The 16,088-nt window shown below is 57.3% G+C and carries 13 protein-coding genes and 1 pseudogene; 4 read left to right on the plus strand and 10 right to left on the minus strand.

Annotation, left to right across the window (positions count from 1 at the left end):
* Positions 1 to 12 precede the first annotated feature (12 nt).
* From AB7M29_RS17395 to AB7M29_RS17405, 3 genes are all read right to left on the minus strand, one after another.
* Positions 13 to 1,056, minus strand: a complete 1,044-nt coding sequence (locus AB7M29_RS17395) for an alpha/beta fold hydrolase (protein WP_217854771.1) — start codon at positions 1,054 to 1,056, stop codon at positions 13 to 15.
* A 227-nt stretch (positions 1,057 to 1,283) separates the two neighbouring features.
* Positions 1,284 to 1,718, minus strand: a complete 435-nt coding sequence (locus AB7M29_RS17400) for a YqaA family protein (protein ID WP_454247389.1) — start codon at positions 1,716 to 1,718, stop codon at positions 1,284 to 1,286.
* A complete protein-coding gene (locus AB7M29_RS17405; protein ID WP_454247390.1) occupies positions 1,718 to 2,164 on the minus strand; it encodes a DUF411 domain-containing protein in 447 nt (148 codons plus the stop codon). Before AB7M29_RS17405 ends, AB7M29_RS17400 begins: the two co-directional genes overlap by 1 nt.
* A 469-nt stretch (positions 2,165 to 2,633) precedes the next feature.
* Between AB7M29_RS17405 and AB7M29_RS17410 the strand changes: the two genes are divergently transcribed.
* Positions 2,634 to 3,164 carry a hypothetical protein gene (locus tag AB7M29_RS17410; protein WP_217854774.1) on the plus strand — a complete coding sequence of 177 codons (531 nt, stop codon included), beginning with the start codon at positions 2,634 to 2,636 and terminating at the stop codon, positions 3,162 to 3,164.
* Between the two features lie 49 nt (positions 3,165 to 3,213).
* Here the strand turns inward: AB7M29_RS17410 and AB7M29_RS17415 are convergent.
* Positions 3,214 to 4,210: pseudogene (locus AB7M29_RS17415) on the minus strand (aldo/keto reductase).
* A 118-nt stretch (positions 4,211 to 4,328) separates the two neighbouring features.
* On the opposite strand from AB7M29_RS17415, the gene AB7M29_RS17420 reads away from it, so the two are divergent.
* Complete coding sequence (locus AB7M29_RS17420; RefSeq protein WP_454247391.1) at positions 4,329 to 5,255, plus strand: LysR family transcriptional regulator; 927 nt, start codon at positions 4,329 to 4,331, stop codon at positions 5,253 to 5,255.
* Here AB7M29_RS17420 and AB7M29_RS17425 read toward each other — a convergent pair.
* The 5 genes from AB7M29_RS17425 to AB7M29_RS17445 are packed head-to-tail and all read right to left on the minus strand — an operon-like array spanning position 5,244 to position 12,326.
* On the minus strand, positions 5,244 to 6,179 hold the full coding sequence (locus AB7M29_RS17425) for a GNAT family N-acetyltransferase (RefSeq protein ID WP_454247392.1): 936 nt from the start codon (positions 6,177 to 6,179) through the stop codon (positions 5,244 to 5,246). The two genes, AB7M29_RS17420 and AB7M29_RS17425, sit on opposite strands and share 12 nt — an antisense overlap.
* Positions 6,179 to 7,468, minus strand: a complete 1,290-nt coding sequence (locus AB7M29_RS17430; RefSeq protein ID WP_454247393.1) for a phenylacetate--CoA ligase family protein — start codon at positions 7,466 to 7,468, stop codon at positions 6,179 to 6,181. The genes AB7M29_RS17425 and AB7M29_RS17430 overlap by 1 nt, the downstream gene beginning before the upstream one ends.
* A 60-nt stretch (positions 7,469 to 7,528) precedes the next feature.
* Positions 7,529 to 9,931, minus strand: a complete 2,403-nt coding sequence (locus AB7M29_RS17435; protein ID WP_454247394.1) for an aldehyde dehydrogenase family protein — start codon at positions 9,929 to 9,931, stop codon at positions 7,529 to 7,531.
* 1 nt (position 9,932) lies between these two features.
* Entirely contained in the window at positions 9,933 to 11,063 is a 1,131-nt protein-coding gene (locus AB7M29_RS17440; protein WP_454247395.1) for a LuxE/PaaK family acyltransferase, read from the minus strand.
* Between the two features lie 21 nt (positions 11,064 to 11,084).
* Positions 11,085 to 12,326: an MFS transporter gene (locus AB7M29_RS17445; RefSeq protein ID WP_454247396.1), complete on the minus strand. Its 1,242-nt coding sequence runs from the start codon at positions 12,324 to 12,326 to the stop codon at positions 11,085 to 11,087.
* A 602-nt stretch (positions 12,327 to 12,928) separates the two neighbouring features.
* Here AB7M29_RS17445 and AB7M29_RS17450 point away from each other — a divergent pair.
* The gene (locus tag AB7M29_RS17450) at positions 12,929 to 13,117 is read left to right on the plus strand and encodes a hypothetical protein (RefSeq protein WP_454247397.1); all 189 of its coding nucleotides are present in this window, start codon (positions 12,929 to 12,931) and stop codon (positions 13,115 to 13,117) included.
* Here AB7M29_RS17450 and AB7M29_RS17455 read toward each other — a convergent pair.
* Entirely contained in the window at positions 13,107 to 13,508 is a 402-nt protein-coding gene (locus tag AB7M29_RS17455; RefSeq protein ID WP_052963409.1) for a fe2+ zn2+ uptake regulation protein, read from the minus strand. The two genes, AB7M29_RS17450 and AB7M29_RS17455, sit on opposite strands and share 11 nt — an antisense overlap.
* A 225-nt stretch (positions 13,509 to 13,733) precedes the next feature.
* On the opposite strand from AB7M29_RS17455, the gene pvdQ reads away from it, so the two are divergent.
* Positions 13,734 to 16,079: a bifunctional acylase PvdQ gene (pvdQ, locus tag AB7M29_RS17460; protein ID WP_454247398.1), complete on the plus strand. Its 2,346-nt coding sequence runs from the start codon at positions 13,734 to 13,736 to the stop codon at positions 16,077 to 16,079.
* The last annotated feature ends 9 nt before the right edge of the window (positions 16,080 to 16,088 follow it).

Here is a 16,088-nt window from a genome sequence, read left to right on the forward strand (position 1 = left end):
AGCCTTACCTCATCAACGAACGGGATTGGTTTTGTTCAGCCAGTCGAGCAACGCCTGATGGAATTTGGCCGGTTCCTCCATTTGCGGCGCGTGGCCAAGGCCCGGGAATTCAATCAGCGTCGACTGTGGAATCAGTTTCGCCACTTGCTTGCCGAGTACGTCGTAATGACCGATTTTCGCCTTGACCTCCGGTGGTGCGATGTCCTTGTTGATGGCCGTGGTATCGGAGGTGCCGATCAGCAGCAGGGTCGGCACTTTCAGGTCCTTGAACTCGTAGTACACCGGTTGGGTGAAGATCATGTCGTAGATCAGCGCCGAGTTCCACGCCACCGCTGTTTTGCCCGGCCCTTTGGCCAGGCCTGCGTACATGTTCACCCAACGATCAAACTCCGGCTTCCAGCGGCCATCGTAATAGGTGCTGCGTTGGTAGTCGTGGATACCTTGCGCCGTAACGTTCAGCTCGCGTTCGTACCATTGATCAACCGTGCGATACGGCACGCCGAGGGCTTTCCAGTCTTCCAGGCCGATGGGATTGACCAGCGCCAGTTGTTCGACTTGATCGGGGTATTGCAACGCATAGCGGGTGGCGAGCATGCCGCCGGTAGAGTGACCGAGCAGGGCGGCGGTCTGGATGCCCAAGGCCTTGAGCAGTAGCTGGGTGTTGGTCGCCAGTTGCTGGAAACTGTATTGATAGTGCTCCGGCTTGCTGGAGGTGCAGAAGCCGATCTGGTCCGGGGCGATGACCCGGTAACCGGCCTCGCTTAGCGCCTTGATCGAGCTGTCCCAGGTCGCGCCGCAGAAATTTTTGCCGTGCATCAGCACCACGCTGCGGCCGTTAACCTTGCCTTGGGCGGCAATGTCCATGTAACCCATCTGCAGGGATTTGCCCTGGGACTCAAAGGCGAAGTGCTTGACCGTGTAGGGATACTCGAAGCCCTGAAGTTCCGGACCGTATTCCGGTGTTTCGGCCTGGTTCTGGTCCTGGGTCTGGGCGAGAACCGGTAGTGCCGCCGTCAGCAGCAGACCCGGTAACCAGCGGGAGAAAATGCGCGACATGGGGGAGCTCCACAGGAAATCTGCCGATACTGGATCGGCATGATCAGGGTGATATTAAACATAGGTCACGGCCGTAATACCGAGCGCAATCCATGTGGGAGCGGGCTTGCTCGCGAAGGCGGTGTGCCAGGCAACATTAATGTCGACTCCCCCTTCGCGAGCAAGCCCGCTCCCACAGGTTTCGCACCTTAACTGACGGGCATTGGGCAATGGCCCTGCATGATCGTTCAACCCATCCACCCTAGCGTAGCCAGGGCCAACACACCGTAGCGGGCGCCCTTGGCGAGCGTCACGATCATCAGGAAACGCCCCAACGGCTCGCGCATGACGCCAGCCACCAGCGTCAGTGGATCGCCGATGATCGGCACCCAGCTTAGTAGCAACGACCAATGGCCGTAACGCTGATAGTGCTTTTGGGCTCGCTCGAGATGGCGAGGGCTGACCGGAAACCAGCGCCGGTCGTGAAACCGCTCGATGCCGCGCCCCAGCCACCAGTTCAGCAGCGAGCCCAGCACATTGCCCAGCGTTGCGACCGCCAGCAGCGACCAGAGCCAATACTGGTTGCTGAGCAACAGCCCCATCAGCACCGCTTCGGATTGCAGTGGCAGCAGCGTCGCGGCACCGAACGCCGCGAGAAATAGCCCGATGTAGGCGCCGAACATCAATGGGCGGGGTAGTCCGCCACCACCACATCAGTGCCGTCCTGTTTCAGGCCTATCACTTGGTAGGCATCGCTCTTGCCGTCCATTTCCATGCCGGGCGAGCCCATGGGCATGCCAGGCGCGGCAACACCCAACAGATCGTCACGCTTGCTCAAGGCCAGTACTTGATCGGCAGGTACATGGCCTTCAACGAATTTGCCATTGATAAGGCCGGTGTGACAGGACGCGAGGCGAGGTGGCACGCCGTGTTGTTGCTTGAATTGGCTCATGTCGGCTTCGACGTGGTCTTCAACTTTGAAACCGTTGGCTTCCAGATGGCTGACCCATTTTTTGCAGCAGCCGCAGTTGGCGTCGCGGTGAACTTCGATAGGGATCAGGTCGGCGGCCTGGGCCAGGGAAGAGATGAAGAGGGCGCTCAGGGCGGCCAGACGCAGGTGGGTTCGCATGGGGATCTCGTCTCGGGTTGTGGCCAAAAAGATGCATTTTGACCCGTTTACCCAACAAAGAGACAGGCGATTGTTTCGAAGTAATACAGCGTTGGTAATCATTGTGGCGAGGGAGCTTGCTCCCGCTCGGCTGCGAAGCAGTCGCAAAACAGACGTTCGTATTTGATCTGGCTCCCCACAATGGCAGACTCGAGGCCGCTGCGCCAAGGCTTACATAAAGGCTTGATTAGTTATCTGCACCCATATCGAAAAGTTCGTGTAGACCCATAAAACAAAGCGTTTTTTTGGGTATGTATCGTAAATGTACAAGAATTGTAAAAAACGGAAATATTTGTTGGTGACGTTAGAGCGCGCATCGATACTCGCCCGCACTTAACCCGGTTAAACAAGGAACTTTTATGGTCGCCTCACAAGGACGTCTGTGTGTTTTGGATGATCGGCATCCCGTCACACAGTCGGGAGCCCGGTCATGACAATCGGCTATACAGGTGCCTGGACAAGCAAGGCAGGTTTGTTGGTCAGGGATACCGGCAGCGGCAAGCCTGTCACCCACAGCGCCAGGGTCAAGCAGATGCTGGCGCTGGTGGGAAGCAATCCCAATGCGCTGAACACGGCGAAAATGGATGAGCAGAAACTGCACAGGAACATCAAGGGTTTCGATCCGGAAAATGTCTCCGCCAGGCAACTGGGCAATCTCAGTGCCTTCTTGAGAGGCAAAGGCCTGATTTCCGATATTACTTCGATGACCTTGCTTAATGCCGGTGACAAATTTGACCGGTTTGGCGTACAGAAAGACCCGGATGCGAAGTTCAATGCGCTGGAGTATTTCGCCACGCAACTGGACACCATTCAGAACAACAGCATCAAGGGTGACAAGTACGCCGTTGGCCTGATCCCGGAATACAAGACGGCGATCTACGTACTGCAGAACTTGCAAGCCTATGGCAAGGGCAACGGTACGACGGTACCTAATGACAAGGGTGTTAACGCCAAGGCGTGATCTTTGGCAGCGCTGGCCCGCTCGAACTATCGAACGGGCCGGGCACCTGTTATCGGTCAAGCAACTTCATGACTTCTTCCGGATAACGCAGGCCTGCCGTGGCATTGGCCGGGAATATCGCTTCCAGGGCCTGCAATTCTTCATGGCTCAACTTCACGTCCAGCGCAGCCACATTTTCTTCCAGGTATTTACGCTGTTTGGTGCCTGGAATCGGGATCAGGTAATCCCCTTGGGCCAAGACCCACGCCAACGCCAGTTGACCCGCCGTCACACCTTTGTCTGCGGCCAGGGCCTGCACCTGCTGCACCAGCAACAGGTTTTTTGCGAAGTTTTCCCCTTGAAAACGTGGACTGAAGCGACGGTAATCATCGGCTGCGAAATCATCCGGGCTTCTCAGAGCACCGGTCAAAAACCCCCGGCCCAACGGACTGTAAGGCACAAAGGCAACGCCCAGGCGCCGGCACGCGGCCAGGCAACCGTTCTCCTCCTGATCGCGGCTCCATAGCGAGTATTCACTTTGCAGTGCGCTGATCGGATGAACCTTGTTCGCTCGTTCCAGCGTGGCAACCGAGGCTTCACTCAATCCCAGGTAACGCACCTTGCCGGCCTTCACCAGTTCTGCCATGGCGCCGACGGTTTCCTCGATGGCCACCTGCGGATCGATGCGGTGCTGGTAATACAAATCCAGGGTTTCCACGCCAAGGCGTTTGAGGGTGCCGTCGATAGCGTCGCGAATGTATTCCGGTCGCCCGTTAACGCCCCGTGCGCCGGGGTTGGATGGGTCGCGGACAATGCCGAACTTGCTGGCCAGAAACACTTGGTCGCGCTTGCCGACAATGGCCTTGCCGATCAACTCTTCATTGGTATGTGGACCGTACATGTCTGCCGTGTCCAGCAAATTGATCCCCAGTTCCAGCGCCCCGGTGCAAAGTGGCCGTGGCTTCGCGAGTGTCCACGCCCGTGGTATAGAAATCGGTCATGCCCATGCAGCCCAGACCGATCGCGCTAACTTGCGGACCGTTTTTACCCAATTGTCGTGTTTGCATGAATCAGCTCCCTTGTGAATTGAAATCCTATTGTTGACCTCGACAGAAACGAGATAAACCGGCTAAAACTGCTATGACTATTCGTAATTTCTAAATAATCAGCCGGTAAACCAAAGCAATGGACCGTTTCAACGCCATGCGCGTGTTCACCCGAATTGTCGAATTGGGCGGCTTCGCCAAAGCGGCGGACAGCCTGCATTTGCCCCGGGCTTCGGTGACCACTCTGATCAAGCAACTTGAAGCACATCTGGGCGTGCAACTGCTGCAACGCACCACCCGGCAGATCAGCCTGACACTCGATGGCGCTGCCTATTACCCGCGTTGCGTGCGGTTGCTGGCGGATCTGGAGGAAACCGAAGCCGTGTTTTCCGCAGCTCGCCAAAACCCCAAAGGTCTGCTGCGAGTGGATATGCCGGCGGGAGTGGGGCGTTTGATCGTGATCCCGGCATTGCCGCAGTTCACTGCCCGGTATCCATTGATCGAACTGGAAATCGGTTTGAATGACCGGCCTGTGGATTTGATTCGCGAAGGTATCGATTGCGTGTTGCGCGGTGGCTCGACTCTGGACGACTCACTGGTGGCACGGCCATTGTGCGTGATGGACCAAGTCACCTGTGCGAGCCCGGAATACTTGCAGCGTTGCGGGACTCCGTTGTGTCTGGAAGATCTGAAGGGGCACCAGATGGTGGAGTACTTTTCCAATGACACGGGCAAACGCTTTGGACTGGAATTTGTACTCGATGATCAGCTGCGGTTGATCGACCTGCCCAAGCACGTTTCGGTCAATAGCGCCGATGGCTATCTGGCGGCGTGCGAGGCGGGATATGGCTTGGTCCAGACCCCGTACTATCACGTTGCCCGTCAACTGAAGGAGGGCCGTTTGATCGAGGTCCTGAGGGATGTGCCGCCACCGGGTATGCCGCTGACGGCGCTCTATCCTCCTCATCGCCAATTGTCCCGACGAGTGCGGGTGTTCGTCGACTGGATGGTGGAACTCTGTGCGCAGCCGACTAATGGTTTTTACAAAAAAGACTCACGCGGCTGAGCGGTTACCCATAGGGGCGTTGGCGTTTTGCTGTAACTCGTCGTGCAACTGTTGCATGTGCGCGCAGTGCAGGTTGAGGGATCTAGACTGGACGCCCCGATGAAACAGTGCGAACCAGCCATGGTCACCTGGCATGGGCATCAGGCCTGTGAAGGTGAAGCCCAGAGCCGAAAAACTGCGCAGGTTCCGGGCGAAGTGCCGGGACAATTCGAGTCTGGCCGATATCAGCCAGTGCCTGGGCAGTTGCCAGAGCTGCTCATGCAAGTGTTTGTTCAAGCGCTGAATGACAATGTCGAACCGATGCTGATGTTGCTTGATCTGTAAGGGGATCGCGGGCCGTGACGCCTTGTCCTGGTGGGTTCCAAACACCGAGCACAGGTGTTGCATAAACGCCCTGCAGCTTGCGGGCCAAGGGATATCGGGAAGCGGGCGCGCGTATCCGTCGATCATGTGATAGCCCATCACGATGGTCTCCGGAAGTGGTTCAGCGAATGGCGAAGGAACGTAGTCGGGAAGCAGTCCAGTGCTGTAGAAGCCGATTCTTTCTGCCATGCGTTGAGTATAGGGATGGTGGGTCACTTGCTTGATCGAGACGCTCTTGAGCCCCAGAGCGTCTGATTGCGTCAGTAATTCCTGGCCCAGACGGGTCGCGATGTTCTGCCCTTGCGCGGCGGGATGTACCACGCTGAGGGCCAGTTCCGCGGTATTCGACGGGATATCGCGGCACAACGCGGCGTGCCCGACAACGCGCGCGTCGTCCACTGCGAGCATTGATTGCCAGCGCCCCTCGGTGTTGTGCTGACTGATCATGTTCGGCAGATAGACATCCGGCTGAACGTAATGATCGCCGTAGACCTCTCGAAACAACCGGCTCACGGCATGTGCGTCGGAAGGGCGGCAGGGTCGAAAAATCAACCGGTTCATCACACGGGCTCCAGCGGGGGAGCGTCATACACCCGCAAATCCAGCACCCGCAGTTGTTTGCCTGAACGAGGGTGAAGCTTCAGGTCTGTGGTTGCGCAGGCCAGCACCTGCAACTCCAGCAGACCCTCACGGCTCAGGTCGTCGATGGCGGGGTAATGGGCAAGTAGCGCTTCACGCAATGCGCGGCGCGCCGGCTCGACGCTTTGTAACTGAGGTTCAGGCACCCACTTCAGGCTCAACAGATCCTTGTGTCCGACCTGTTCGATCAGCAATTGCCATTGCTCGCTGTGTGCTGCGCGTTGAACGATCTCGTGTATTTCTTCGGTGAACAGCGACAGCACACCTACTCGTATTCGTTGACTGTGGGCGCTGCGCCCCTTGAGGGCGAATTTACGCATCGGGGTTGCAGCCGGTTCACGCCAACAAGCACGGTCGCCTACCGGGTAACGCAGCAGCGGCATGAGCCGGCGTGTCAGGTTGGTCAGTACCAACAGCCCGGTGCGATCGCATTCTTCAATCACTTCACCGGTGTATTCATCGACGATTTCCAGCAAAGTTTGCGATTCGAATACTCGATGCTCGCCCAATGCACAGTCGCGATCGCTGGCGCCTATGAGTCCGGCGTCTACGCTGGCATAGCCAATGGAGGCAATACGGGCGCTGGGGAACACTTCGCCGAGGATCGCCAACTGCGGGGCAAACAGGCTTTCGCCGCCATACAGCAGCGTCTCGACCCCGCACAACACACGCCGATGCTGTGCCAGGTAGGCCGCGAATCGCAGTAACTGTGCTGGCACTCCGGCCAGAACGTTGATCCGATGCCGTGCGATGGCATCCGCCAGTACGTCCAGCTCGACGTCTCCGGTAAACGGAAACTCACAGATGGATGGCCCGACATGGGCCAGGGAATCGTGGATAAACAGAAAGCTGGCATAAAGATCTCCTGAAAAGAACAGATTGGCGACGCGGTCGCTATTGTTCAGTTGAGCAGAGAGACTGTTTCCGAATGTACCGACCAGTGTTTTCCATTCCTCGCAGGAGTAAACGGCAAGTTTGCCCTGACTCGTCGAACCTCCGGTTTTAAACACCAGCGCATCGTCGACGTTTCCGGTCAGGACCGGCCAATGACTCAAATCGTTGCTGCCCGCCCAATAGTCGGATACATCGGTTAACGGTAGGTCTTTTAAAGTAATACCCTTCGAGGGCAAATGTTTCAGGTGTTTACTGTAAAAATTTGAGTGCCGTCTTATGTAAGGTACTAGTTGTTCAAGCGAATAAGTTGGACTCACAGGGTTCTCTTTCTTATCAGGCGTTTTTGTCAGGAAGCAGCATCAATGAGGTGTCTGCTTTTATTTTCTTTGATCGATAATTAACGGTGTTTTGCCACTGTGTTTGTTTCGGGTGAAGGCTTGTTCGGCGCACAGGGAAACTTCCACTATTAAAAGTGCAGCACTCACCGCATTTGCCACTGCTTCATGGGTCAGCAGTTTTTGGCGTACCCGGTTGGCATCCGCATCTGCTCGAACTTGCATGCGTTCGACTCCGCTGGCGGTGTGGTCCAGAACAATTTGAATGGGTACGCCTACGCTGCATTCCAGCGCCGACGGTGAAATGAATTCCGTGCCAATCCGTACCAGCTTGCCGTGCCGCTGTAGCAGTTCGAATCGCGGTGTCTCCAGTCCGCAAGGGCAGGCACCGGGTATCCAGCGACCGGTATCGCCGATGTCATATCGGTGCACGCGCTGACCTTGTCGGGAGCGGGACGTAAATAGCAGACGGCCGATCTCATTGGTCTGCACCGGCTCATCCTGTTCGAGCTGAACGATTTCCAGATGCTGGGTTTCGCTCATCAAGTGAAATATGCCGTTCGCGGTTGCCGGGCAGGCATGCCCCAGGGGACCTGCATCGACGGAGCCATAGATGGCAGAGCGAATCGTCGACACTCCACAGCGTTCCATCAGGCGCTGACTGGCCTCTGCCGGATGTTCGCCACCCAGGAACACTTTGCCGATGCCGGCATAGGCGCGAAGTCGGGCCTGCTCCTTTAGAAACAGGCGATGCAGCGTACTGGGCATGCCGATCAGCACGGTGACTCGCTGCTCCACGATCAGTCGGGCGATTTCGCTGAAGTCGTCGTCCTGGGGAGCCCCCATGGGCAAATGCACAACATCCATCTGTTCAAGAATGTTCGAGAAACTGAAAAATCCGCCGTACAGGTTGCCGCCGTAGAACAGGTTCATTACCCGGTCCTGTGAGGGATCGAGCCCAACGCAGAACAAGCCATCAGCCGCCGCGCGCATCTGTCGTTGAAAGTCGCGATAGCTGAAACCGGCCAGGGCCGGGATCCCGCTGCTGCCGCCAGAGCGGAAGTACAACTGCGCTGCGGAGCCGATTGGCTGGGTCATGAACGTGTCTTTGTCCATGATCGGGCCATGGGCGGTGTCGGGGGCGGGTGGAAGCGAGTCGAGCGTTGCACGGCCAGTCGAGGCATCCGGAGGCAGAGTCACCGAGAGGCGGCGACTCAGACGTGACAGCGCATAGACGCCATCGTGGGGTTCACCGCAGTAGCCATCATGAATCGACCTGCAAGGTGCAATACGAGTGACGCCGGCATTGATCAATGTTCGAACGAGCTCGGGTGTTTCTCCCGAGAGGCACATCAGCGCGCAACTTTGCAGTACGGTTCGCCAGGGCAACAACGTCTCGGCGATCAGGTGCCGCGGCACTGGCTTTAGCACAATCGTACGAAACAGCGGCGACGGCCCGAGCGTCTGATCGTGTTCCCAAATGACACGCCATCCAGGGCCGGTCCACACTTGGCCGGTCTGGTTCTTGAAGCTCTGATCCAGCTGCGCCATGGCGGTGCGGGTAGTGATTTCCGACGCTTCCTGATCTGTCGGCACTAACGCCGGCCATTGTGGGGCGCGACGGTTGAGGGCTTCGGCCAGTCGGTTACCCAACTCCTGCACAACAGCCGGATCGTCGCTGTCCACCAACACCCATTGAGGGCTGGAGCAGGCCTGTTGATCCAGTCGACAGACTTCATCTGCCAACGCATCGAGCGCCGCAGGATTTGCCGCTTCAGGTGACAGATAGGCGAAGCTGACCTTGTGTCCCCAATCGATCCAGCGACACCCGGCCGGGATCTGCTGACGGATTTCTTTGAGTGCTGTTTCGCCGCCCCAGGCCGATACCCCATCGGCATTGGCGCAGAGTTGCGCAATGCGAGAAGTGTTCACCGGCAGCACCGCTACGAATTCGGCCAGTCTGCCGCTGATGTCGCAGCTCACAAGGGCGGCGAGCAACTGCGCGGTCAAACCCTGATCGCTGGAGCTGGGGCGAAGCCAGTTGATGTTGCCGGCCAACAGGCTTTCGAGTACCGCGCAAAACGCCAGCATCGGCGCGTTGCCCGGAGTGATATGTACCACCAGCCCCAACGGATGCCAGCTTTCGAAGCACGACTGCCGATAGTCGATACGCCGCAGCGAACGCGGTTGCAGGCCCAGTTCCCGATCAAGCTTGGTGCTCAGGTTGCTCTGCTGGCAAAAATCGATCAGTCCCTGGTATTGATCGTCGTCGAGGGGCAGATCCAGACTACGGGCTTGCAACTGCGTGGCAAAGCGAGCGGCGGACTCGATGACGGTGTCGCTATCGATCGGCGCAGCCAGCAGGCGGGGCAATTGTTTTTGAAGGAGGTCGAGTGCGCTTTCAGGAGTGATGTCGTCACGCAATTGGCCATTAATCAGGTACATATCAAGCGCCTCCGATCAGTTCTGAAGCGGCCATGGCACAGCTGCGACTGGCGCTGGTGCCGGCACGTCCATGCAGCTCGAACCAATCGGTCGCCAGGCCGCATCCGCAACTGGCGCCGGGGTGCAATATCGCTAGATCGCCCATGACCACGGCATGGGCGGGGCTGGATGAAATGTAGGGAGAGACGAATTCCAGCAAGCCGCGCCGGCCGTAGGGCTGGACAGTGAAATTGGATGGGTTGCGCACGAAAACCTTCGAATAAATCGGTACATGAAAATGATGGTGGGCACACTGGATATAGGGCACGGCATGCTCTACGGCACCGTAGCCGTCCCGGCATCGGGACAGGTCGATGCCCAATTGCCGGTTGATTCGGGCATACAACTGATGGAGCGGGATCTCCTGTGCTGCCTGGGTTTTCCAGCCGCCTCCCAGAAACACCAATGACTGGGCAGGCAACTGCAACTCGGCCTCGCACGTGTCTTCCATGTACTGCAGTGCGTGCGAAAGGAACGCCGGAAAACCCAGGATGCGAACGGGCAGTCCTTCCTCGGCAAACTCCTGCAAGGCTCGAATTACCCCAAAAAGATCGAACTTGTGACCTTTGCCGGTGAGGCGCAAGCCGTAAACAACACGGTTGACGGGGGCATAGCTGCAAAGAAATTGATCGGTATAGGCCGTGCCCAAGGTGATAGCCGCCTCGGGCTCATAGCTCAGGAGCAGGTAATTGCAGGGACTGTCCGGGGTATCCCAGCCGTAGTGCCGGAAAATATGGCTCACCATGCCTTGTGCCGCGGCCATACTGCGCTGGTCGTACCGCATGCGACTCTTCTGGCCGCCGGTACCGGAGGAGGTCAGCTCCAGCGCGCCTTCGCCTGTGGGGCTGAAGACCAAATGACGTTTGAAGTAATTGGCGAAAATCGGCGGCAGCCTGGACCAGTCATCCAGTGTCTCCAGGGCATGGGCATCAAGATCATTGGCGTTCAGCCAGCGTTCGTAGCCAGGCGTATGGTGACAATGAAACAGGCTGACTTCACCCATGGCCCGGTCGAACAGGCCTTCCGGCACGGAATCAGGGCAATAGGGTTGCCTCAACGCGCAAAGCGCATCGGTGTGGGGGAGATGGATCATCAAAAGACCTATGGTTTGGTGTCAGACAGTAAGCGCGATGTGGGAGCGCCGCAAAAACAGTCGCAAGGGCAGCAGGCACAGGAGCCCCGCGAGACCGGCCATCAGGGCAAAGGCTTCAAGCCGGTCACCGGCACCCAAGGCCGCGATAATCGAGCCGCCAACACCCATGACGGCGATGGAAATCATGCCAACCATGGCCGACACCAAGCCTTTGCTGTCGTCGCTGGAAAACAGTGCAAGCCGGTACAGTGCGGCATTGCTCATGCCAAGGCCGATGGCATAAACCGACAGACAACTGACCAGCAAAACCGTTGAAGCACCGATGAAAGAGAGGGTGATCAATGCAACGAGCCCGCCGCAAAATGGCCAGAGCGCGTATCGAATCAGTTGGGTCAGTTCTGTGTTGGCAATCAGTCGGTTGAGTATCAGGTTACCGAGAATGACTGCCGCAAATACCGGGATTTGCCACAGGCCATAGTGCAGGGTAGAAAGTCCCTGGCTCTGGACCAGCAAGAGTGGCGCGAGTCCGATCCAGGCAATCAACGGCAGACTCATCAGGCCCAAGGCGATGGTGGCGCTCAGGAATGGCGGGTTGCCGAGCAATGCCGCGTAGCGGCGCACCGTGCCACCCCACTCAAAAGGCACCGCGGCCAGTCGTTGCCCGTCCTGGCGCAAGGTGCCCACGGTTTCCGGCATGAACCAGTAAAGTCCCAGCCAGACCATCGCCCCGCCGACACCCAACAGTAAAAACAGCTCCCGCCAGGAGAGCCATTCCAGCGCCAGACTGCCGAGCAATGGACCGAGCAGCGGGGAGAGCAGCGCAACGTTGCCCAGCAACGCCATGATTTTTACCGCATCGGCTTCGCAGAAGACTTCTTGCAGGGCTGGATAACTGACGGCGATGACAAATCCCAATCCCATGCCCTGAATCAGACGCAAGCCGTTGAAGGCGAGGATGTTTTGTACGTAGAACGCTGTGGCACAGGCTAGAGCGAACCCCGCACAACCGATGAGTAACAGCCTGCGGCGACCGAAGTGATCAGACAGCGGGCCGATAAGCCATTGCAGAAGAATGCCGCCAATCAAGTAAAGGTTGAAGGCATAAGGAACGTGGCTCGGACTGGCATCCAGTTGACGGGTTACAGTCAACATGGCGGGCATGATCATGTCGCTGCCCATATAAGTCAGCAGTTCGAAAAGAGTGATTGCAAGGCAAAAACCAAACAAATAATGGGGGCTGATATTGATTAAAGGCTTGAGCATGGCATCCCTGTTTTACTCGTGGCTTGAGGGGCTGATTTGTTTGTGATGTATCGAGAATAGACATCGATAGCGAACAGCTCAAACACACGATTGAGACTTAAAGCTTCAATGGTTTTCGCTATATTTCGAGGTGTGGGAGGAAGTTGGAAAGCGATAATTACGGTGGATTAAACTGACAGATTGATGAGAATAGTCATGTACGAAAAATGCCCGCTAGAGAGCGGGCATTTTCTTCAGTGGAGCAAAGAATGATTGTTTTCTTACAAGTGAACGGCTGAATAGTCGTTGTTTGCGTCAGTCAGTTGAATTATCGATGTTGATAATAACCAGGTCCGCCTCGGTCATAGTGGTGGCCGCTATGCCAACCGCCGTGGGGGAAAACGATGCAGCCACTCAGGGTCAGGAGAGCGAGCAGGGGAATCAGCTGCGTGATTCGACGGAACATTTCAAAATCCTCATAGTTATCGCCGCAATGAAGTCAAAACTCTTCATCGGCTGTAACATGAGACCCCGTTTGCAGCCCCTCATTCCCGCAGTACGGTAGGGGCTTGGTATGCTATCGGATACAAACCGGATACATTTTTTTGGTTCAGGAACCCGCAATGACTCAGTCGCAACGTTTGAAATACTCGATTCTGATCTCCCTGGCGGTACTGGGGATCATGTTCGGCCTTTCCTGGCTGCAAAATGCAGGGATCATCACTGAGCAGCTGTTCCAGTACATCGCTATTGGCGTGGCGGTGCTGGTGGTGGTGATCAATGGCGTAATGCGTCGCAAGGTCAAGCCTTGAGTGACGCCCCCTGGCCGGATTGCTCGCTGTAAAGGACAGCCGCGGCCTGTGGATGCAGGCTGTAGCTTTTGTCCGGATTGAGAGTGATCACGCCTTCACCGCACAAGCGTTTCAACACTTCACGGACACTGAGAAAGGACAGGGGAATGTCCAGGTCCAGCAAGTGGCTGTGCACGCCACGCACTCCCAGGCTGCGGTCGCTTTCGGCGGCGGTCAGCAAGGCGTCGATGACTTTCAGACGAATCAGGCTGGTACGCAGGCCAAAACTCTTGAGCAGAAACCTGATCCGTTCGTTGCCGTGGCGTTCGGCTTGTTGATTGAAAACGCCTGAGCCCAGGGTGCTGGTCTTTGGCGCATGGCTACCGTCCGTTGGCAGTTGCGGGTTGTACATGCAAAAACTCCTTTTCAGAGCCTGATCCGGAAAAATGTGATGGGTGCTCTCAATCAATATGACGAACGAGCCAGGCAAATAATGAAGACCCACATGTAGAAAATTTGTCGCGGTTACGTCAGCGGCCCGTGAGCTGGGCGTGGGGACGTCCTAAATTTTTGCTGTTTGCTTCGTTTTAAGGGGAGGCGCATTGCGTGTCATACGTCTTTTCGATCAGGAGCGAGCGTGATTATTTCCAGGCAGTTAACCAGGTTGAGCCTTGCGGGTGTGTTTCTGGGGCTGAGTCTTGCAGCAAATGCGCGCAGCCAGCCAGAGCAGGCGACGGCCGAGATTCGTCGAACCAGTTTCGGCGTGCCGCATATTCGTGCCGACAACGAGCGCGGGCTCGGCTATGGCATTGGCTATGCCTACGCTCAGGACAATCTGTGCTTGCTGGCCAATGAGATCGTCACCGTCAATGGCGAGCGCTCACGGTATTTCGGCCCGGACCAGTTTACCGTCGAAGAGCGCGGGAACCTGGCCAGCGATGTGTTTTTCAACTGGCTGAACACCCCCCAGGCCGTCGCCGCTTTCTGGCAGGCGCAAACACCGGAAGTCCGCGAGCTCATCGATGGTTACGTGGCGGGTTACAACCGTTCGCTGACAGAGCGTCGAGCGCAGGGTTTGCCGCAGCAATGCCAGGGTGAATGGGTGCGCGCGATTACCGCGCAGGACCTGGTCAAGTTGACCCGGCGTCTATTGGTCGAAGGCGGCGTAGGGCAGTTTGCCGAAGCATTGGCCGGCGCTACCCCGCCGAAAACCGTTGCCCATGTGGCGGGCGAACCGGTGTCGTTCCAACTGGCGGCTTCGCGCATGCAACGCTTCGCTCTGGATCGCGGCAGCAATGCCGTGGCGGTCGGCAGCGAGCGTTCGTTCAACGGTCGCGGGATGCTGCTGGCCAATCCGCACTTTCCGTGGGTCGGTGGGATGCGTTTCTATCAGATGCACCTGACCATTCCCGGCAAACTGGATGTGATGGGCGCCGCATTGCCCGGCTTGCCCATGATCAATATTGGTTTCAACCAGCACCTGGCATGGACCCACACGGTGGATTCGTCCAAGCACTTCACACTGTATCGCCTGCAACTCGATCCCAAGAATCCGACCCGTTACCTGCTGGATGGTCAGTCCTTGCCGATGAAAAAGCAGACGCTGGCAGTGAACGTGAAGCAAGCCGATGGCCAGACCCGGCAGATCTCCCATGTGGTCTACAGCTCGCAATTTGGCCCGATTGTGCAATGGCCCGGCAAGCTGGACTGGAACAACCAGTTCGCCTACAGCCTGCGCGATGCCAACCTGGAGAACGACCGGGTCTTGCAGCAGTGGTATGCGATGAACCGTGCCGTCAGCCTCAAGGATTTGCAGGCATCGGTGCACAAGATTCAGGGGATCCCGTGGGTCAATACCCTGGCGGTGGACGATCAGGGGCAGACGCTTTACATGAACCTGTCGGTGGTGCCGAACGTCAATGCCGACAAGCTGGCCAAGTGCAGCGATCCGCGGGCCGGATTACAGATGATCCTGCTCGACGGTTCCAACAGCGCCTGTGCCTGGGACATCGACCCGCACGCTGCGCAAAAAGGTATTTATGCGGCAGACAAGTTGCCGCAACTATTGCGCAAAGACTTTGTGCAACATTCCAATGACTCGGCCTGGATGGCCAACCCGGCACAACCGCTTACCGGTTTCTCGCCGTTGATCAGTCAGGACAATCAGCCGTTGGGGCTGCGTTCGCGTTTTGCACTGGAGCGTCTGGGCACCTTGAGCAAGGCTGGCCTTGTCGCTGCGGCCGATCTGCAACACATGGTGATGGACGATCAGGTGTATCAGGCGGCCCAAGTGATGCCGGATCTGCTGCAATTCTGTGCCGCGGATCTCGGCGCCGATGCGCCAACGCTTACGCCGCTGTGTGCCAGCCTCAAGGCCTGGGATCGCCGGGTGAATCTGGACAGTGGACTGGGCTTTGTGCATTTTCAGAATGTCATGGTGCCGTTACAGCAAATCCCTGGCATCTGGCGTGTGAAGTTCGATCCGAAGGATCCGCAACACACACCACGTGGCCTGGCAATTGAACAGCCAGATGTCGCCAAAGCGATTCGGGCGGCGATGCTGGCTTCGGTTGAACAGGTAAAAACCCTTGGCCTGAAAGCCGATAGCCGCTGGGGCGATATCCAGGTGGTCAGCAGCGGCGGGCAGCAAACGCCGATCCACGGCGGGCCGGGCACGCTGGGTGTGTATAACGCGATCCAGAGCGTGCCGAGAACCGACGGCAAGCGCGAAGTCGTCAGTGGCACCAGCTATTTACAGGTGGTGACTTTCGATGACAAGGGGCCACAGGCTCAGGGCTTATTGGCATTCTCGTTGTCCAGTGACCCGGCGTCGAAGTACTCCCGGGATCAGACACTGGCCTTTTCGAAGAAACAGTTGAGTGTGCTGCCGTTCACCGAGCAGCAGATCACGTCCGATCCGCAGTACCAGGCTCAGACGATTCGCGAGCAGGATGAAAAAGCAGGGAAGATCGCCGCGCAGTAATCGCGATAG

The organism is Pseudomonas sp. F-14 TE3623, from assembly GCF_053629015.1.